The organism is Streptomyces sp. NPDC001002, from assembly GCF_053599215.1.
Window position 1 is genome coordinate 1 of the sequence record NZ_JBSFLV010000167.1, and the last position, 18,535, is coordinate 18,535.

17 protein-coding genes are annotated in these 18,535 nt (G+C 72.5%); 12 read left to right on the forward strand and 5 right to left on the reverse strand.

What is annotated here, in order from left to right:
• Positions 1-622: Tat pathway signal sequence domain protein (locus ACWDR3_RS41140; protein WP_450357723.1), on the forward strand; the 622-nt coding region annotated here is incomplete at its 5' end.
• Between the two features lie 33 nt (positions 623-655).
• On the opposite strand, the gene ACWDR3_RS41145 is transcribed toward ACWDR3_RS41140, so the two are convergent.
• Positions 656-1,588 carry a lytic polysaccharide monooxygenase auxiliary activity family 9 protein gene (locus ACWDR3_RS41145; protein ID WP_450357724.1) on the reverse strand — a complete coding sequence of 311 codons (933 nt, stop codon included), beginning with the start codon at positions 1,586-1,588 and terminating at the stop codon, positions 656-658.
• A 420-nt stretch (positions 1,589-2,008) separates the two neighbouring features.
• Between ACWDR3_RS41145 and ACWDR3_RS41150 the strand changes: the two genes are divergently transcribed.
• The 8 genes from ACWDR3_RS41150 (at position 2,009) to ACWDR3_RS41185 (ending at position 10,624) form a co-directional block, all read left to right on the forward strand.
• On the forward strand, positions 2,009-2,656 hold the full coding sequence (locus ACWDR3_RS41150; protein ID WP_450357725.1) for a ScbR family autoregulator-binding transcription factor: 648 nt from the start codon (positions 2,009-2,011) through the stop codon (positions 2,654-2,656).
• A 22-nt stretch (positions 2,657-2,678) separates the two neighbouring features.
• Positions 2,679-3,857, forward strand: coding sequence for a damage-control phosphatase ARMT1 family protein (locus ACWDR3_RS41155; RefSeq protein ID WP_450357726.1), 1,179 nt, complete (start codon positions 2,679-2,681; stop codon positions 3,855-3,857).
• A 152-nt stretch (positions 3,858-4,009) separates the two neighbouring features.
• Positions 4,010-4,873, forward strand: a complete 864-nt coding sequence (locus tag ACWDR3_RS41160; protein WP_450357727.1) for a TIGR03619 family F420-dependent LLM class oxidoreductase — start codon at positions 4,010-4,012, stop codon at positions 4,871-4,873.
• A gap of 236 nt (positions 4,874-5,109) precedes the next feature.
• Positions 5,110-7,323, forward strand: a complete 2,214-nt coding sequence (gene cyc2 / locus ACWDR3_RS41165) for a germacradienol/geosmin synthase Cyc2 (protein ID WP_450357728.1) — start codon at positions 5,110-5,112, stop codon at positions 7,321-7,323.
• A 178-nt stretch (positions 7,324-7,501) separates the two neighbouring features.
• A complete protein-coding gene (locus ACWDR3_RS41170) occupies positions 7,502-8,134 on the forward strand; it encodes a PDZ domain-containing protein (RefSeq protein WP_450357729.1) in 633 nt (210 codons plus the stop codon).
• 141 nt (positions 8,135-8,275) lie between these two features.
• Positions 8,276-8,461: a hypothetical protein gene (locus ACWDR3_RS41175; RefSeq protein ID WP_450357730.1), complete on the forward strand. Its 186-nt coding sequence runs from the start codon at positions 8,276-8,278 to the stop codon at positions 8,459-8,461.
• A gap of 37 nt (positions 8,462-8,498) precedes the next feature.
• Positions 8,499-9,626 carry an aminopeptidase P family protein gene (locus ACWDR3_RS41180; RefSeq protein WP_450357731.1) on the forward strand — a complete coding sequence of 376 codons (1,128 nt, stop codon included), beginning with the start codon at positions 8,499-8,501 and terminating at the stop codon, positions 9,624-9,626.
• A gap of 50 nt (positions 9,627-9,676) precedes the next feature.
• Positions 9,677-10,624 carry an aminoglycoside phosphotransferase family protein gene (locus ACWDR3_RS41185; protein WP_450357737.1) on the forward strand — a complete coding sequence of 316 codons (948 nt, stop codon included), beginning with the start codon at positions 9,677-9,679 and terminating at the stop codon, positions 10,622-10,624.
• 27 nt (positions 10,625-10,651) lie between these two features.
• On the opposite strand, the gene ACWDR3_RS41190 is transcribed toward ACWDR3_RS41185, so the two are convergent.
• The 3 genes from ACWDR3_RS41190 to treZ all read right to left on the reverse strand — a co-directional run bounded on the left by ACWDR3_RS41190 (position 10,652) and on the right by treZ (position 14,205).
• Complete coding sequence (locus ACWDR3_RS41190) at positions 10,652-12,016, reverse strand: DUF6745 domain-containing protein (RefSeq protein WP_450357732.1); 1,365 nt, start codon at positions 12,014-12,016, stop codon at positions 10,652-10,654.
• A 3-nt stretch (positions 12,017-12,019) separates the two neighbouring features.
• Positions 12,020-12,358 carry a hypothetical protein gene (locus ACWDR3_RS41195; RefSeq protein ID WP_450357738.1) on the reverse strand — a complete coding sequence of 113 codons (339 nt, stop codon included), beginning with the start codon at positions 12,356-12,358 and terminating at the stop codon, positions 12,020-12,022.
• 101 nt (positions 12,359-12,459) lie between these two features.
• Positions 12,460-14,205 (reverse strand): malto-oligosyltrehalose trehalohydrolase, encoded by a 1,746-nt coding sequence (treZ, locus tag ACWDR3_RS41200; RefSeq protein WP_450357733.1) that lies wholly within the window; start codon positions 14,203-14,205, stop codon positions 12,460-12,462.
• A 173-nt stretch (positions 14,206-14,378) separates the two neighbouring features.
• On the opposite strand from treZ, the gene ACWDR3_RS41205 reads away from it, so the two are divergent.
• From ACWDR3_RS41205 to ACWDR3_RS41215, 3 genes are all read left to right on the forward strand, one after another.
• Entirely contained in the window at positions 14,379-14,930 is a 552-nt protein-coding gene (locus ACWDR3_RS41205; protein ID WP_123996929.1) for an FHA domain-containing protein, read from the forward strand.
• Positions 14,931-15,118: 188 nt separating this feature from the next.
• Entirely contained in the window at positions 15,119-16,483 is a 1,365-nt protein-coding gene (locus ACWDR3_RS41210; protein ID WP_450357734.1) for a M14 family zinc carboxypeptidase, read from the forward strand.
• On the forward strand, positions 16,480-16,896 hold the full coding sequence (locus ACWDR3_RS41215; protein WP_450357735.1) for an SSI family serine proteinase inhibitor: 417 nt from the start codon (positions 16,480-16,482) through the stop codon (positions 16,894-16,896). Before ACWDR3_RS41210 ends, ACWDR3_RS41215 begins: the two co-directional genes overlap by 4 nt.
• A 50-nt stretch (positions 16,897-16,946) precedes the next feature.
• Here the strand turns inward: ACWDR3_RS41215 and ACWDR3_RS41220 are convergent, their stop codons facing one another.
• Positions 16,947-18,197: a M14 family zinc carboxypeptidase gene (locus ACWDR3_RS41220; RefSeq protein WP_450357736.1), complete on the reverse strand. Its 1,251-nt coding sequence runs from the start codon at positions 18,195-18,197 to the stop codon at positions 16,947-16,949.
• Positions 18,198-18,535 lie beyond the last annotated feature (338 nt).

The following is an 18,535-nucleotide window of genomic DNA, read 5'->3' on the forward strand; positions in this document are numbered from 1 at the left end:
TCAGCGAGACCACTGCGGTGACGAGGACGCCGACGAACGTGAAAATGGTCGCGAGGAGAGCAGTGTCGTCCCGCATGACGATCAAGGCGGGGTCGCCGTCGGCGACGTGCTGACCGCGCCGCTCGCCAGCGGCACCACCGCCACGCTCTACTCCAGCGCGACCGGCACCAGCGGCATCAAGTGCACGTCGTCCCAGCTCACCGCCACCGTCACGGACAACCCGACGGCGCCCGGCACGGCCACCGAGTCGGCCACCGCGCAGACCTTCGCCGCCAGCAGCTGCACCAGCAACGTCCTGGGCGTGCTCGGCGTCAGCAGCATCACGGTCGACAACCTGCCGTACAACACCACCGTGGCCTCGGACGGCACCCTGACGGTGACCCCGGCCGCCGGCTCCGCCATCCAGACCACGGTCAAGCTGACCACCCTGCTGGGCAGCATCACCTGCGTCTACCAGGCCCCGAGCCTGACCGGCGCGACGAGCAACACCGACGCCAGCATCGCCTTCGCCAACCAGGCGTTCACCAAGACGTCGGGCTCGTCGCTCTGCTTCAGCGCCGGCTACTTCACCGCCAAGTACGCCCCGGTCACCTCCAACGGCGCGACCGTCTACGTCAACTGACGATCCGTCAATGAGCCTGCGCCGACGCTGACTTCAGCGTCGGCGCAGCCGCAGTGCCAGGGCGACGCCGCCGGTGACCACCAGGACCGCGGCGGCGCCGCCCGCCACCATGGGCGCGGACGGGCTCGAATCGGCGGTGGGCGTGGAGGCGAGCGGCGTGCTGTCGGGCGTCGACGCGGCCGGTGAATCCGCGGCCGCCGGCGTGGGACTCGCCTTCACCGGGCTCTGCTTCGCCGTCGGCGAAGGGGACTTGCTCACGGGCTTCTTGCTGCTCTGCCCGCTCCCTCCGGTCGACGAGGCGGCCGTAGTGCCCGTGCCGCCGGACTTCGCCGCCGGGAACACCACGTCCGAGCAGGAGTAGTAGGTGTCCGACGTGCTGGTGTTCTGCCAGATCGTGTACAGGACGTGATGTCCCGTCCGGTCCGCCGGGAGCTTCGCGGTGATGCGGTAGGCGCCGTTGGTCAGCGCCGGGTCGGTGACCGCGGCGAAGGGCTGATCCGGAATCTCGGACCAGGTCAGCGGCTTGCCCGGGTCGTACCCGGGCTTGGTCAGATACAGCTTGAAGGTGCCGGTGTGCGGGATCGTCGAGGCGTACTTCATCGTCATCGTCGCGCCGGGCTTCAGCTGGGTGGAGGGCCAGTCGGCGCGGGTCAGGTCGAGCCCCTTGTAGGCGGGCAGGTTGCCGCTGCACAGTTTGCCGTCCGGGATCGTCTGCCGGTCCCGGCCGTTGACGTCCGCCACCCGCAGGTTGTCCCACAGCGTGAAGGGCGCGCCGTTCGCGGCGATCGCCGCCCGGCAGGCCGAGGTGCCCGCCGAACCGCCGTCCGGGGAGCAGGCGTACACCCGGCTGACCGGATCGGTCGGGGCGCCGTGCGCCTGTGCGGGTCCCGCCGCCCACAGGGGCAGCAGGAACGGGGTCACGAGGGCTGCCGCAAGTGCGGTGCGGTGTGCGGTCATCCGGGACATCCGGAACGTCTCCTCGGCCGGCGCGGGTACGGGGTGCTCCCGTGGAGTACGGGAAAAGGGGGCGGCGCGTTCATCGTGTGACACCGGGCGTGAAGACGGGTGATTCCGGTCAACGGGGCGAGGGGCGGGGGTCGATCCATGCCATGGGGGCGACGGCGGGGCGTCGATCCGTGCCGCATTGAAAACCAACCGGTCGCCTCGTACTCTTGGCGGTCAACGGCATGGGAACCTGTCCGTCCGGTTTGTCGGCCCGAAAACCACGGTGACACGTGTCGTCGAACCCTGACGGATGAGCCGCCAGGCCGGGCCGATGATCTTGAGGTGCGCAGGTCGGGGCCGTCGTACGGTGAGCTATCGTGTACGGGGAGTGAAGAACAAACGGCATGACCCGTTCTTTCCAGTCCCAGGAGTGTTCAGTCGATGCCGAGGCAGTTACGCGCCGAGCAGACCCGAGCGACGATCATCGCAGCCGCCGCCGACCTGTTCGACCGGCACGGCTATGAATCGACCAGCCTCAGCGACATCGTCGAGCACGCCCAAGTCACCAAGGGCGCCCTCTACTTCCACTTCGCCGCGAAGGAAGACCTCGCGCACGCCATCATGGAGCTCCAGTCCAGGGTCTCGCGCGAGGTGGCGAGCGAACTGGAGGGCCGGGGCTACTCCTCGCTCGAATCCCTGATCCGCTTCACGTTCGGCGTCGCCCGGCTGTCCGTGGAGGACCCCGTCCCGCGCGCCGGACTCCGGCTCGCCACCGGGGTCGTCGCGATGCCGCCACCCCTGACGCACCCGTTCACCGAGTGGCGGGACCTGGCCTCCCGCAAGCTGCACGGCGCGGTCAAGGAGTCCGACGTCCACCCGGACATCGACGTCGAGGCCGTCGCACACGCCCTCGTCAGCTGGTTCGTCGGCACCCGCGTCGTGGGCCGCTCCCTCGAACCCGTCGCCCGCCAGCCCCGCCGGGTCGCCGAGATGTGGCACGTGATGATCCGCGGCCTGGTCCCGGTCACCCGCCGCGCCCGCTATCTGAGCCTCGCCTCGCGCCTGGAGCGGGAGATCCGCCCCGCCTGACCCGCGCGATACGGTGAGGCGCATGCCCCACACCCCGTCCGCGCCCGTGCTCCTGGCCGACGAACCCGGATCGTTCCCGCACAGCGTGCTCGCCGAGCGCCACCCCGCGATCATCCGGCAGGTGCGAGAGGCCTTCCCGTACGGCCCCGCCCAGCACCGCGCGCTCGACGCGCTCCTGGAGAACTGCACCAAGGGCGTCATCGAACCCCTCCCCGCCGACGCACCCGACCGGGACCGCTGGACCACCTGGGACCTGCCCGAGTACGTCGGCCGGTCCTGGTTCGACGTGCCGTGGCTGTGGTCGGAGAGCTGGTTCTACCGCCAACTCCTCGACGCCGTCGGCTACTTCACCCCAGGACCCTGGCAGGGCATCGACCCGTTCCGCCCCTTCAAACTGGCCGAACTGGACGGCCCGGAGACGGACGAGGAGCTCGCCGCCCTCGACGACCTCGCGGACAGGCCGGCCGACGAACGCGGGCGGGCCCTGCTGCACGGCTCCCTCTGGGGCAACCGCGCCGACCTCGGCTTCCGCCTCTCCGACGCGAGCGCGGCCGACGCGGAGGTCGCCCCCGCACTGGTCGCCGACGACAGCGACACCTTCTGGTCGCTGCTCCCGCCCGCCGGTGCAGGCACCCTGCACCTGATCGCCGACAACGCGGGCCGCGAACTCATCCCCGACCTCCTGCTCATCGCCCACCTCCTTGAGGAGGGGCGCGTACGGGGAGCCGTCCTGCACCTCAAGCCGTATCCGTACTACGTCTCCGACGCCACGACCGCCGACTTCGTCGACGCCCTGCGCAAGTTGACCGGCGCGAGCGGCGCCGCCGCCGGCTACGGTCGCACCCTGTGGTCCGCGACGGCCGACGGCACCCTCACCGTCCGCGCCCACCCCTTCGCCGCCGCGCCCCTGCCCTTCTCGGCGATGCCCGACGACCTGCGCGCCGAACTCGCCTCCGCCGAGCTGACCGTGGTCAAGGGCGACCTCAACTACCGCCGCCTGGTGGGCGATCGCCGCTGGCCGCCGACCACGCCCTTCGCGGACGTGACCTCCTACTTCCCCGGCCCGGTCGCCGCCCTGCGCACCCTCAAGTCCGATGTCATCACCGGCCTGACCGCCGACACGGAGGCCGTGCTGGTGGCGGCGGAAGGACAGCGCTGGCGAACGGGTGGCACCCACGCGCTGCTCCAAGTGCGCATCTGACGTCACGTCAACTGTGTTCTGTGGGAACGCGCATGCGACCGAGATGACGTGGTGTGCGGGCTCAGGTCCGAGAATCCGCACGGGCGCCGACGCAGCCTCTAGCGTGGTCGGTTCAGGGACCGGCACCGCACACCGAGGGAGTACCGAACGACATGCTGCGTATCGGAGTGGCACCGCACCGCCTGTGGCCCGCGCGGGAGGAGGAGGTCGACGGGGTCCTGGCGACCGCCCGTACGGCCGAGGAACTGGGCTTCGACCACGTCTTCGCGAGCGGCCACGCACTGGCGGGCGACTCCGGCGTGACCCCGGACCCGCTGGTGACGCTGGCCGCCGTGGCCGGGGCCACCGAGCGCATCGGCCTGGTCACCAGCATCCTCGTCCTGCCGCTCTACAACACGATCGTCCTCGCCCACCAGGCCGCCACCCTCGACCGGCTCTCCGGCGGCCGGTTCACCCTCGGTGTCGGCACCGGCTGGGACGCGTCCGAGTTCGCGGCCGTCGGCGTCCCGTTCGCCGGACGGGGCCGCCGGATGGACGAACAGCTGGGCACCGTACGGAAGTTGTGGCGCGGTGAGGGCGAGCCGCGGCTCGGGGTGCTGCCGCGCACCGAGGGCGGGCCGCAGGTGTGGATCGGCGGCGGGAGCGACGCGGCACTGCGCAGGGCACTGCGGTACGGCGACGCCTGGCACGGGGCCGGGCTCGACGCCGCCGGACTGACCGCCGTACGGGAGCGTCTCGACGGCCTCGCCGAGGGGACCGACCGTGATCCCGGGACGCTCGCGCTGACCACGGGTGCCTTCCTGGTGCCGCCGGGGTTCGCGCCGGCCGTCCCGGTGCCGGGCCGGCCGCTGGGCGGCGCGGACGCGAGCGCCGACAGCGTGCGCGACGAACTCGCCGCGCTGGCCGAGGCGGGGCTCGCCGCCTGCTCGCTGTGGCTGCTGGTCGCCACGGACGAACTGCCGGACGCGCTCGGGTGGGTCGCCGAGGAGATCCTTCCGCACTTCGCCAAGGACTAAGGACTAAGGACTGACGGCGCTTCGTCGAGGACAGACGTGGTCGACGCGCGCGCGTGTGCGTGGTGGCGGCACGCGCGCGTGTAAGGCCGCGTGTGCGCCTCAAGGCTGCACGCGCGCGTGGACGTGACCGCCACAAGAGGGCGTCCCCGCACCGGACTTCGCCCCTGATTCACGCGATGGTGTGATCATGTGTCGCCGCGCGGATGCCTCCGGAGGGCCGCGGGTAGGGCCCGGCCATGACGCAGCAGCCCTTTGAACTCCCGCACTTCTACATGCCGTATCCCGCGCGGCTCAACCCGCATGTCGACGAGGCGCGCGCCCACTCGACCGCGTGGGCGCGCGAGATGGGCATGCTGGAGGGGTCCGGGGTCTGGGAGCAGTCCGACCTCGACGCGCACGACTACGGCCTGCTGTGCGCCTACACCCATCCCGAGTGCGACGGCCCCGCCCTTTCGCTGATCACCGACTGGTACGTGTGGGTCTTCTTCTTCGACGACCACTTCCTGGAGATCTTCAAGCGCACCCAGGACCGCGCCGGCGGCAAGGCTTATCTGGACCGGCTCCCGCTGTTCATGCCGATGGACCTGTCGACGCCGATGCCCGAGCCGCAGAACCCGGTCGAGGCCGGCCTCGCCGACCTGTGGACGCGCATGGTGCCGGCCATGTCGGAGGAGTGGCGGCGCCGCTTCTCGGTCGCCACCGAGCACCTCCTCAACGAGTCCCTGTGGGAGCTGTCCAACATCAACGAGGGCCGGATCGCCAACCCGGTCGAGTACATCGAGATGCGCCGCAAGGTGGGCGGGGCGCCCTGGTCGGCGGGGCTGGTGGAGTACGCGACGGCCGAAGTGCCCGCGGCCGTCGCGGAGTCGAGGCCGCTGCGGGTGCTGATGGAGACGTTCTCCGACGCCGTCCACCTGCGCAACGACCTGTTCTCCTACCAGCGCGAGGTCGAGGACGAGGGCGAGTTGAGCAACGGCGTGCTCGTCCTGGAGACGTTCTTCGGCTGCACCACCCAGGAGGCCGCCGAGATCGTCAACGACGTACTGACCTCCCGACTGCACCAGTTCGAGCACACCGCGCTCACCGAGGTGCCCGCCGTCGCCCTGGAGAAAGGTCTCACCCCGGTCGAGGCGGCCGCGGTCGCCAAGTACACGCAGGGCCTTCAGGACTGGCAGTCCGGCGGCCACGAATGGCACATGCGCTCCAGCCGGTACATGAACGCACGCGCGCGTGCCACCACCCCCTGGCAGGCCCCGACCGGCCCCGGCACCTCCGCCGCCGACGTCGGCGCGCTGCTCGCGGCGGCCGGCGCCGAGCGGCTGCGCGCGTACACGCACACGCCGTACCAGAAGGTCGGCCCGTCCCTGCTGCCCGACTTCCACATGCCGTTCGAGGTCGAGCTGAACCCGCACCTGGACGTCGCCAGGCCCCGGCTCACCGCCTGGATGCACGCCATGGGCATGCTGGAGGAGGGCGTGTGGGACGAGGACCGGCTCGCCGCGGCCGACCTGCCGCTCTGCGCGGCGGGCCTCGATCCGGACGCCACGGCCGACTCCCTCGACCTGAGCTCGGGCTGGCTCGCCTGGGGGACCTACGGCGACGACTACTACCCGCTCGTCTTCGGCCACCGCCGTGACCTGGCCGCCGCCCGGCTGACCACCCTGCGTCTGTCGGACTGCATGCCCGTCGACGGGGAGGCGGTCCCGGTTCCGGTGAACGGCATGGAGCGCGGGCTGATCGACCTGTGGGCGCGCACGACGGCACAGATGTCCCCCGCGCAGCGACGCACCCTCAAGGACGCGGTCGACAAGATGACCGAGAGCTGGGTGTGGGAGCTGTCCAACCAGATCCAGAACCGCATCCCCGACCCCGTCGACTACCTGGAGATGCGCCGCTCCACCTTCGGTTCCGACCTCACCGCGGGCCTGTGCCGCATGGGCCACGGCCCCGCCGTCCCGCCCGAGGCCTACCTCAGCGGCCCCGTCCGCTCCCTGGAGAACGCGGCCTTCGACTACGCGTGCCTGGTCAACGACGTCTTCTCGTACCAGAAGGAGATCGAGTACGAGGGCGAGATCCACAACGCGATCCTCGTCGTGCAGAACTTCTTCGGCATCGACTACCCGACCGCGCTCTCCGTCGTCCACGACCTCATGACCCAGCGCATGGAACAGTTCCAGCACGTCGCCGAGCACGAACTGCCGGTCATGTACGACGACTTCGACCTCTCGGAGGAGGCGCGCGAGGTCATGCAGGGCTATGTCGCCGACCTGCGGAACTGGTTGGCCGGGATCCTCAACTGGCATCAGAAGGTGGACCGTTACAAGGCGGAGTACCTGGCCCGCCGCACGCACACGTTCCTGCCGGACCAGATGCCGGCGCCGGTGTCGACGATGATGCCGACGGTCATGGCGACGGTCATGCCGGCGGGCGTGTCGCTGCCGGTCGGCTGAGACCGCGCCCGATCCACCACGGCTCGCGCCCGTACCCGGACCTGGGTACGGGCGCGAGCCGCCGTGCGAGGGCCCTCTTCCCGTCCTGCACAGCAGGTCAGTCTCACTCTTTCGTGGCATGTCGGGCGCCGGTGCCCCGGGTAGATCCCTCCCGGAGGCCGAACCACGGAGGCGATCCATGGCACAGACCGCGTTGCGTCCCAAGCCCATGCCCGGCCAGGAGCCCGGCGGCGGCGCCCCGACCGATCCCGCCCGGCGTCCGCACGCCGCGCGCCGGCGCGGGCGCCGGATCAGGGCCCTGCTGTTCGCCCTGTTCGTCGGCACGGTCCTGGTGCTGTCCGGGGTCGGCCTCGGCACCGTCGGCGCCACCGTGATCGGCATGAGCAAACTCGCCGACATGCAGCGCGAGGCGGCCCAGCAGGCGCCGAGGTCCCAGGCGGGCGCGGCCTCCGCGCCCCCGGGGTCGACGGCGGTGCCGGGCGCGTCGGTGGGTGCGGGCTCGTCGGACACCTCGGGGTCGTCGTCGACCCCGGCACCGGCCACCCCGGCCGCCACCCTCGGCGTCGAGGCGGTGGACGCCGAGAAGACCGGCGCCCTGGTCGTCGGCGTCCACGTGCCCGGCCCGGGCTACTCGGCGGGCCTGGTCCGCGGCGACGTACTCCTCAACGTCGACAAGACCCGTATCGACTCGGCCGCCGATCTCGCCCGGGCGGTCGCCCACGCGCGCCCCGGCCACGAAGTGACCCTGACGGTCCGTCACCAGAGCGGCAACTACCAGCAGTTGACAGCGGTACCGGGCATCGTGACCTGACCACCCGGCGGCGGAGGACAGGGGAACGGAGGGGACAGAGGGGACAGAGGGGACAGAGGCACAGGAGGGGCCGAGCTGTCGCGTCCGGCCGGCCGGGAGATCCAGTGGCCCGGCTCCCGGGCACGGGCCACGATGAGTGCCATGCCGAGCACTCTCCTTGCCCTCCTCGGCGCCTGCCCGCTCGTCGCGGGCCTGAGCGCCCTGCTCGCGGCCTCCCGGATGGCCTACGACGTGATGCGGATCGTCGGCGCGAGGTCGGCGGGCGGGTGCGAGACCCGTCAACCGGCTCGCGCGACCCCTTGTGTCCGGGCAGGATGCTCCCCGTAGGCCCCAGTGGTTCCCTCACCCGTCCCGGGAGGCCCGGATGACCGGCAGTACGCCCGCGCCCTTCACCGCCGACGACTACCGGGCCCGCATGGAGCGCGCCGCCCGGTCCGCGGCCGAGGCCGGTCTCGCCGGACTCCTGGTGGCCCCCGGGCCCGACATGGTGTGGCTCACCGGCTACGCGCCCACCGCGATCACGGAACGCCTCACCCTGCTGGTCCTCGCCCCGGGCCGGGCTCCCGTCCTCGTCGTTCCCACCCTGGAGGCCCCGGACGCCGCCAAGGCCCCGGGCGCGTCCGCGCTGAACCTGCGCGACTGGACCGACGGCAAGGATCCCTACGCCGCCACCGCCGCGCTGCTCGACTCCACCGGCCGTTTCGGGGTCAGCGACAACGCCTGGGCGATGCACCTGCTTGGCCTCCAGCGGACCCTGCCAGGGACCACGTACGCGGCCCTCACCGAGGCCCTGCCGATGCTCCGGGCCGTCAAGGACGCGGCCGAGCTGGACCTGATGGCAGCCGCGGGCGCGGCTGCCGACGCAACGTTCGAGGAGATCCGGAAGGTTCCCTTCGGCGGCCGCAAGGAGTCCGAGGTCGGCGCCGACCTCGCCGACCTGCTGCGTCGGTTCGGCCACTCCCAGGTCGACTTCACCATCGTCGCCTCGGGCCCCAACGGCGCCAACCCGCACCACGAGGTCGGCGAGCGCGTCATCGAGCGGGGCGACATGGTCGTCCTCGACTTCGGCGGCCTCAAGGACGGCTACGGCTCCGACACCTCCCGCACGGTCCACGTCGGCGAACCCACCGACGAGGAGCGCCGGGTGCACGACCTGGTGCGCGCGGCCCAGGAGGCGGGTTTCCGGGCGGTGCGGCCCGGCGTCGCCTGCCAGGAGGTCGACCGGGCCGCCCGCGCGGTCATCGTGGACGCCGGGTACGGCGAGTACTTCATCCACCGCACCGGGCACGGCATCGGCGTCACCACGCACGAGCCGCCGTACATGATCGAGGGCGAACAGCAGCCCCTCGTACCCGGGATGTGCTTCTCCGTGGAGCCCGGTGTCTATCTGCCGGGCCGGTTCGGCGTGCGTATCGAGGACATCGTCACGGTCACCGAGGACGGCGGCCGGCGGCTCAACAACACCGAGCGCGAACTGGTCGTGGTGGACTGACCGATCGCGTGGACAAGCCCAGCACACCCCCGAGCGACAACGGCGCGACCATGACCCAGGCACCGACACCCACCGCGGACACCGTCCGCCGACTGGTCCGTTCCCTGCTCAAGGACGGCACCGACAGCGGCACGGGCCCCGCCGTGCGGCCCGTCGGCGAGAGCGGCGAGCACTCCACCTGGTGGGTCGGCACCCGCCATGTGCTGCGTCTGGCCCCCGACCGTGAGGCCACCGTCCGCCAGCGCCGCGAACTGCGCCTGCGCGACCTCGTCCGCCCGCACCTGCCCGTCGCGGTGCCGACCAGCGTGGCGCACGGGGAGTGGTCGCCGGGGCTGACGTACACGCTCGACACCCTGGTGCCCGGCGGCACGGCGGGCGAGCACGACGTGTCCGCCGTCGGAGAGGCCGACCTCGCGGGGCTGCTGACGGGGCTGCGCGAGGTGCCCGCGCGGCAGGCCGAGGTGTTCGGGGTGCCGCGCGTCGCGCCGCGCTCCCTGGAGGCGCTGCGCCGGATGGCGGTGCAGGACGCCGAACGCCTGGGCGCCGCAGACGAGTTCGACCCGGCACGGCTGCACCAACTGCCCCCGCAGGCCGCCGTCCAGCTGGCCGCGGCCCAGCACGGCGGCGCGGTCCTCGTGCACCACGCCCTCAGGGGCGAGCACCTCGTGGTCAGCGCCGACGGCCGGGTACGCGGTGTCCTGGACTGGACCGACGCGGCCCTGGGCGATCCCGCCGAGGACATCGCGGGCCTCGCCGTCGCCGTCGGCTCACCCGCCGCGGTCCGCGCCGCCACCCTCGCCGGCTACGGCGCCCGCCCCTGTCTGCGCGGCCTGTGGCTCGCCCGCTGCGACACGGTGATCCGCCTGGCCGCCGCCCTGGACGGCCACGACACCGACCCGCTGCCCCTGCTCGCGCTGCAACTCCGGCACGCCTGGGAGGCGATCCTGCTGGAACGCGTCACGGAACTGCGGGAGGGCGGGCCGGACGAGGAGCTGTGAACGAGCGCTCGGCGGGGCTCGGGCGGCTCAGGTCATCGTCGCGGGACCGTACGCCCCGGGCGGCAGGCCGAAGGTCCAGCCGATCGCGTCGCGGGGCACGGTCTGGTCGGGCGGCACGCGCAGTACGTACCGCTTGAAGGACCCGTCCGGCTCGGCCGTCGAGTTGACCAGGTCGACCAGGACGATGTCGTCGTTCCACCAGTCGGTGACGCGCCACAGGGTGCCGTACTCGTCGGTGGCGATCTTCTGGGCGCCGGCGTTCTCCAACAGCCACTCGTGGCCCATCCGTTCGGCCATGGCCCGGCGGACTTCACTGTTGTTCTCGGAGAGCCAGTGGGTCGCCGTCACCTTGCCCTTGATCAGTCTCTTGGACACCGGGATGCCGCGCCACGCGTACATCTTCGAGCCGTCGCGCCAGAGCACCGCCGGTCCGTCCGCGCAGTGCAGCCGCGGTGTGCGGGGCTCGGGCAGGTCCACCTTCAGCAGGGCCGGCCGTTCGACCGCCACGCACAGACGCTCGCCGGGCCACCAACTGCCGCAGGACCGGGCGGTGACGGCCAGCAGGTCCATGATCCGTTGCACCGGGTCGGGATAGCGCACGAGTCCCAGTCGGCGGTAGACGTCGAACCAGGCCAGGTGAGTGGCCCACTGGCCGTGTACCTGGAGGAAGTTCTCGATGCCCGGGGTCATCCAGTCGTTGCCGCCGCCCTCGAACGGAAGCGAGTCGTCCTTTTCCATGCAGTGGTGGAACACCGACCGGGTCAGCCGGTGCGGCTGCGGCAGCAGCCCTTCGACCGTCTCCCGTGCCCAGCCCGGGGCCTGGAAGCGTCCCACCAGTTCGACGTCCCACTCCTCCCATCCGGCCAGGCGCATCGATCTGCGCCAGCGCCGCACCTCCGGATGCTGCCGCGCGTGCGGATCGTGCCACCACTCGGTCATCCGCGCGCGCAGTGCGCCCGGATGCCAGGTGCCCGGCACGGTGTGCAGCCGCTGCGCGAAGGAGCTGTCGCGCACCTCGGGCAGGGGCGGATCGTCCTCCTGGAGGTGGTCGTCGAGGAGTTCCGCCACCGTTTCCCTGATGAAGGAGGAGAAGCCGTCCAGCCACAGCGTGGACGAGAGGTACTCGCGGAGCCACCGGTGGAGGGGTACGCCGGCCCTGGCCGAGCGGCACTCGGCGAGGAGCCCGGCCGTCAGCAGGCCGCTCTCCGGCGAGTTCACCCACAGGAACATCGGGGGCGGCAGGCCCTGGATGCGGTACAGCTCGGTGACGGCGTCCTCGGTGGCCTCGCGGTCGGCCGGTTCCGTGGACAGCGACCGGGCCAGCCACTCGTCCAGGATCTCCTCCGCCGCGCGCAGCTGGTCCGGCGTCAGCGCGCGGGCACGGCGGGCCACCGGTCAGTCCTTGACGAAGACCGCGTGTATGTCCGGGTCGAACTCCCGCTGCCGGATCACCTGGTACACACCGCCCGGCAGGGTGATCGTGCCGTGCTCCTCGTGGACCAGGTGCGCCGGCGCCCCGACGATCCGCAGGAACCGCCGCTCGGTGTCGTCGTCGGTCCCCGGTACGGCCAGCAGCTCCGCACCGGGCTCGGCGATCGCGTGCCGGTGCCCGGTGACCTCACCGTGGGCCAGCACGATCAACCCGTCCTCACGGGGGAGGGGCAGCGACCCGGGAGGTAACTCGTCCACCGCGACGACGAGCACGTCGCCCTGCCGGTAGTGCGCACGATCCATCTCGTCCCCCGCGTCGGTCAGGATGTCGGCGATGACACCCATCGTAGGGGCGTGCCGCACCCTCTGGAAGGTGTCTCCCCGAAGGTCCCGGCACCTCGCTCCTACCCCTGGAGAAGCACCACGGCCGACTCCCCGGGTACGTGCAACACCCCGTCGGCGCCCGGGGGTTGGACCGGTTCCCAGGCGGCGAGCACGCGTGCCTGGCGCGGTCCCAGAGGGATCGCCGCGGTCTCCTTCGCCAGGTTCACGGCCACCCGTACGTCTCCGCGCCGGAAGGCGAGCCAGCGCTCGCCCTCGTCGTAGGCGACCTTGGTGTCGGCGAGGTCGGGGTCGGTGAGGTCGGGCTGCTCCCGGCGCAGCGCGAGCAGGCGGCGGTACCAGGCCAGTACGCGCGCGTGGGGCTCGTCGTCGAGTTCGCTCCAGTCGAGGACGGAGCGGTCGCGGGTCGCCGGGTCCTGCGGGTCGGGCACGTCCTCCTCGGCCCACCCGTGCGGCGCGAACTCCCGCCGCCTGCCCCGCCGTACGGCCTCCGCGAGCTCGGGGTCGGTGTGGTCGGTGAAGAACTGCCAGGGTGTGCCGGCCGCCCACTCCTCGCCCATGAACAGCATCGGCGTGAAGGGTGCCGTCAGCGTGAGGGTGGCCGCGCAGGCGAGCAGGCCGGGGGAGAGCGTGGCGGACAGGCGGTCGCCCTGGGCGCGGTTGCCGACCTGGTCGTGCGTCTGGGTGTAGCCCAGCAGCCGGTGCGCCGCCACACGTACGCGGTCCAGGGGGCGGCCGTGGTGGCGGCCGCGGAAGCTGGACCAGGTGTTGTCGTGGAAGTAGCCGCCGGTGAGCGTCTTGGCGACCGCGGCCAGCGGGGCGCGCGCGAAGTCGGCGTAGTAGCCCTGCGATTCACCGGTCAGCGCGGTGTGCAGGGAGTGGTGGAAGTCGTCGTTCCACTGCGCGTGCAGCCCGAGGCCGCCCTCCGCGCGCGGGGTGATCAGCCGCGGGTCGTTCAGGTCGGTCTCGGCGATCAGGAACAGCGGCCGGCCCAGGTCGACGGCGAGGGCGTCGACGGCGGTGGACAGCTCCTCCAGGAAGTGCAGCGCGCGCGTGTCCGCCAGCGCGTGCACCGCGTCCAGGCGCAGCCCGTCGATCCGGTGGTCGCGCAGCCAGGACAGCGCGCTGCCCAGCAGATAGGCCCGCACCTCGTCGGAGCCCGGCGCGTCCAGGTTCACGGCCGAACCCCACGGTGTGTGGTGCGTGTCGGTGAAGTACGGCCCGAACGCCGGCAGGTAGTTGCCGGAGGGACCGAGATGATTGTGTACGACGTCCAGGACGACGCCGAGGCCCAGTTCGTGCGCCCGGTCGACGAACCGTTTCAGCGCCTCGGGGCCGCCGTACGGCTCGTGCACCGCCCACAGCGAGACGCCCTCGTAGCCCCAGCCGTGAGTGCCGGGGAAGGGGCACAGGGGCATCAACTCGACGTGGGTGATGCCCAGTTCGGCGAGATGTTCGAGCCGCTCGGCCGCCGCGTCCAGGGTGCCCTCGGGCGTGTACGTGCCCACGTGCAGCTCGTACAGGACCGCGCCCGGCAGCGGCCGTCCGGCCCACTCGGCGCGCCACTCGTAGCTGCCCTGGTCGACGACCGCGCTCAGCCCGTCGGGGCCGTCCGGCTGCCGGCGCGAGCGCGGGTCCGGCAGCACCGGTCCGTCGTCCAGCGCGTATCCGTAGCGCGAGCCCTCCCGCGCCTCCGCCTCACCGCGCCACCAGCCCTCGCGCCCAGGATCGCGCTCCAACGCGCGCGTGGCGCCGTCGCAATGGAGCGTCACACGATCGGCCTGCGGTGCCCACACCTCGAACTGCACGGACGGTTCCCCTTCGTCTGCTCACCGTGATGTAGCCGGTCCATGGTCCTTCAAACGCGATCAATCCGCCTTGGGATCGGGCCTTTTGCGGCGGGTGTCGTCAGGTATGCACGCGTGGTGACCGTTTTCTCGTTTTCTGGACACCCGGAGTTCGCTGCCCGACAATCACGAACGTGACGTCGTCCTTCGAGTTCAACACGTACCCCGCGCGGCTGTCCGACGCGGAGCGCGACAAGGCGCTGAAGGTGCTCCGTGACGGCGTCGCCATGGGACGGCTGTCGCACGACACGTTCATCCGCCGGATGGAGGTCGCGCTGGCCGCCCGTCGTTCCGACGAACTGGCCGCGCTCACCGCAGACCTGCCCACCGAGAGCCGCGTCTCGCGCCTGGTGTTCGGCACCGTGGAGGCCGTCTCCGGCTTCACCGTACGGCTGCGCAGGGCCTGGCAGGCCGAGCGGCTGCCCAAGCTGCTGCTGCCCCACCCCGCGAGCGGCTACCCGCTGCGCATCGGCCGCGACCCGGCGAACGGGCTGCGCCTGACCCATGAGACGGTCTCCCGGGTGCACGCCGAACTCAGCCGGCAGGGCGGCATGTGGGTGCTGCGGGACCTCGGCTCGACCAACGGCACGACCGTGAACGGACGCCGTGTCATCGGCGCCGCCGTGGTCCGTGAGGGCGACCAGATCGGGTTCGGCCGGATGACGTACCGGCTCGCCGTCGACTGACCCTGTCCGCCGCGTCTCCTGACCGGCTGTCAGCCGTCGGCTTCCGGCCAGCTTTGGCCCGAGCATGACAGGCAGTCGACCACTTGTGAGGGCCCGAATCCCTTTCCCGGCAGCGGTGTTGACGTACCACCCCGGCCGTGACTGACTGTGCGTACACCATGCACATCCGGTGAATCGACGGCACCACTATGTGGAGGTGTGCCCTGGTACCCCTCCTCCGCTACCCGACCGTCGACGAACTCGGCGCGCGGGCGGCGGCTCTGGTCGCCCGGCGTCCCCAGGACGCCCGGCTGCGCAGGGTAGGCACCTCACGCGCGGGCACCCCCCTGTGGCTCCTCTCCGTCGGACACGGCGTCAGACAGGCCCTCGTCGTCGCCGGACCGCACGCCAACGAACCCGTCGGCGGCGCCACCGTGCTGCGCCTGGCCGAACGCGCCCTCGCCGACCCCCGGCTCACCGAGGGCGCCGACGCCACCTGGAACCTGCTGCTCTGCCTCGACCCCGACGGACTGCGCCGCAACGAGGGCTGGCTGCCGGGCCCGTACACACTCGGCCGGTACTTCCGGAACTTCTTCCGGCCCGGCTTCATGGAACAGCCCGAGTGGCTGCCCGACGGCGCGGCGGGCGCGGCCCTGCCGGAGACCCGCACCCTCCTCGACCTCCAGGACGAACTGCGGCCCTTTCTGCAGTGCTCCCTGCACGGCGTCGACGTCGGCGGCGGCTTCGTCGAGCTCACCCACGACCTGCCCGGCCTCGCCCGCCGCGTCGCACACACCGCGGCCCGCCTCGGCGTACCGCGCGAACTGGGCCCGTACGACACGCTGTACTGGCCCAGCCTCGGGCCCGCCGTCTACCGCATCCCGCCGCCGCAGCCCGGCGACCTGGCCGCGGCCATCACCGAGGCCGCCGTCGAGTCGACCTGGTTCCACCCCTACCGGCACGGGACCGTGACGGCGGTCGTCGAGGCGCCCATGTGGGCCGTCGACGCCGTGGCGGACGGTTCGCCGCCCGCCGACGGGACCGCCGTCCTGCGCACGGTCAGCCACACCCTGCGCCACGACGCCCGGCGCCTCGCCGACCTCCTCGCACGCATACGCCCGCACCTCGCGGGCGTGCCGGACGCGGCGCGCCTGCTCGCCCCGGTGGACGACTATTTACTGGTCTGCCCCGGCCTCGCCGACACCTGGGACCCCGACATCGCCGCCGGCGCGCGCCCGTTGCCACCGCTCAGCACCGCCCACCTGGCCGCCCTGCGCATCGCCGGACGGCGCCTGGCGCTGCGCACCGCCGGACTGCTGCACCAGCTCGTCACGCGGGCCGGGCGCGACCAGGCCCGGGTACGGGCGGACCTCGACCGCCTGATCGACGAGTGGTGCGCCGACTACCGGGACGGCTGCGGCGCGCGGTGGATCCCGGTCTCGCGCCAGGTCGAGTACCAGTCGCGGGTCGTGCTCGCCGCGTTCGAGCTCGCCGGGCGGCATGCCTCCGCGCGCTCCCGTTCGGGTGAGCCGGGGTGGGGATCCGAGGCCGCCGTGCCGATGCATCGGGAATGACTGCATCTCCTACGACCGCGACCCGGGCCGGGCTGTTGTCGGCCGCCCTCCTGCTCCTGGCCTGCGCGGCCCCCGCGGTGGCGGCGCCCGCGGACGCCTTCCCCGGCAACCACCTCTACCTCACCGTCACCAAGGGCGACGCCCGCTCAAGCGACACCCGCGGCACCCTCCTGCTGTGCGACCCGCCCCAGGGCCACCACCACGCGGCCGAGGCCTGCGCCGAACTCGCGGCGGCGGACGGCGACATCACCGCGATCCCGGCGAAGGACGTCTTCTGCTCGATGGTCTACGCACCGGTCAGTGTGCACGCGCGCGGGGAGTGGCGGGGCCGCCCGGTCGAGTACGCGCAGACCTTCCCCAACGCGTGCGTGATGGCGGCACGGACGGGATCGGTGTTCGCGCTGGACGGCTGAGTCGAGGGCAGGAAGCGGCGGTACGGCGACGAGCTGTACGCGTGCGTGCTTCACCCGGCCCGCTCGCGCGCGTACAGCGCCGCCGCCACGACCGTGCGGGACTGGTGCTCGACCTGGTGCTCCAGCGGCACCCAGCGGGCCCGGAAGCGGTCCGCGAAGGCGTCGCTCCAGATCGCCACGAGCCGGTCCAGGCGCGCTGCCGCGAGGTCGTCGGTCTCCCGCAGGACCCGCAGCAGCATGGCGGCGGCGCGCAGCGGCAGCCGCCGGGCGAAGGCGTCCACACTGCCGACGTACGCCATCGTGTTGTCGGCGGGCGCTGTGTGCATCCAGTCCTCGGCCAGGCCCGGTATCAGCTCCAGCGCCCACCTGGCGGCGCGCAGCAGCGGCCCGTCGACGCCCGCCAGCCGCGGCAGCGCCTCGGTGAGCGTCCGGTCGACCTCCGTGCCGTCCCGCAGCAGCCGGCGCGCCAGTTGGCGGATCGCGGCGGCCGGCGCGGGATGCGGGGCCGCGTCGTCCACCAGGTCGCTCGCCCACATCGGCACCTCGACGACCGCGGTCAGACCGCCGTAGCGATGGGCGTGGTACCAGGTGCTGTGCCGTGCGTCGTCCGGCATGCTCGGGTACGCGGCGCCCGCGCCGGGCGAGGGCATCACATGCACGCCGGGCCCGGACGCCGACCAGCCGGCCGCGTCCGAGGCGCCGGTCTCCACCGGTATGTGCAGCTCCGCCGCGGACTTGGCGAACGGCTCGGCGAGCCCGGGCAGGTCCTTGGTCAACTGGACCCAGCTGCCGCCCAGATCGGTGCCGTGCAGGGTCACCTGGAGGTAGGGGCGCAGCTCGTCGATGACCCTGGTCAGCGTCCGGGTCTCGGGCGGCAGCCGGTCCGGCGGCAGGACCGACGGCGACCACTCGGGCTGCTCCTCGGCGGCCGGCCGGAAGAAGCCGAGGTGGTACTCGTACAGGCTGCGCGGTGCGGGTGTGACGTGCAGGCTCGCCCCGTCGGGGTCCGCGCAGAGGAGGAAGTGCCAGGACGTGTCGGAGCGCAACTCCCTTTCCTCCAGCACGCGTTCGGCGAGTGCCAGGATCGTGGCACCGCCGGTGGGTTCGTTGGCGTGGGCTCCCGCGACGACGAGCACGGCGCGTCGGGCGTGGCCCACGGACAGCAGGTGGAGGGGCCTGCCCGCACGGGAGGCGCCCACTTGTCGAAGCGCGACGAGGCCCGGCCGACGTAAGGCCAAATCCCGCGCGAATGCCAAGAGTTGGGCCATGGTGGGGTAGCGCAGCTGCGGCAGGAGACTCACCCCCGTCACGTCCGCCCGGCTTCGCATTCGCAGTACCCCATGGCGGTTCGGGGCCTGTCAAGGACGGCACGGGGGAGGCTCCAGGGGGCGCCCAGAGGCATTTACCGCCAGCGGGAAGGACCGTTGCTGCCAGCGGGGGTGCGGCACCCGAGAGCCCGGGGGCGCGGGCACCGGCGTACGGCCGCCGGGGCCCACCGGACGGGTGCCGAACACCCGGTCGCGGGCCGCCATTTGGTGAACGGCGAGTGGATCGCCCCGATCCCGCCGCCGCCCGCCACCGGGAGGGCCGCGGGGAGCCCGGGCGTGCCCCGGTCGCCGCCGCCCGGCACCGCGCGCCG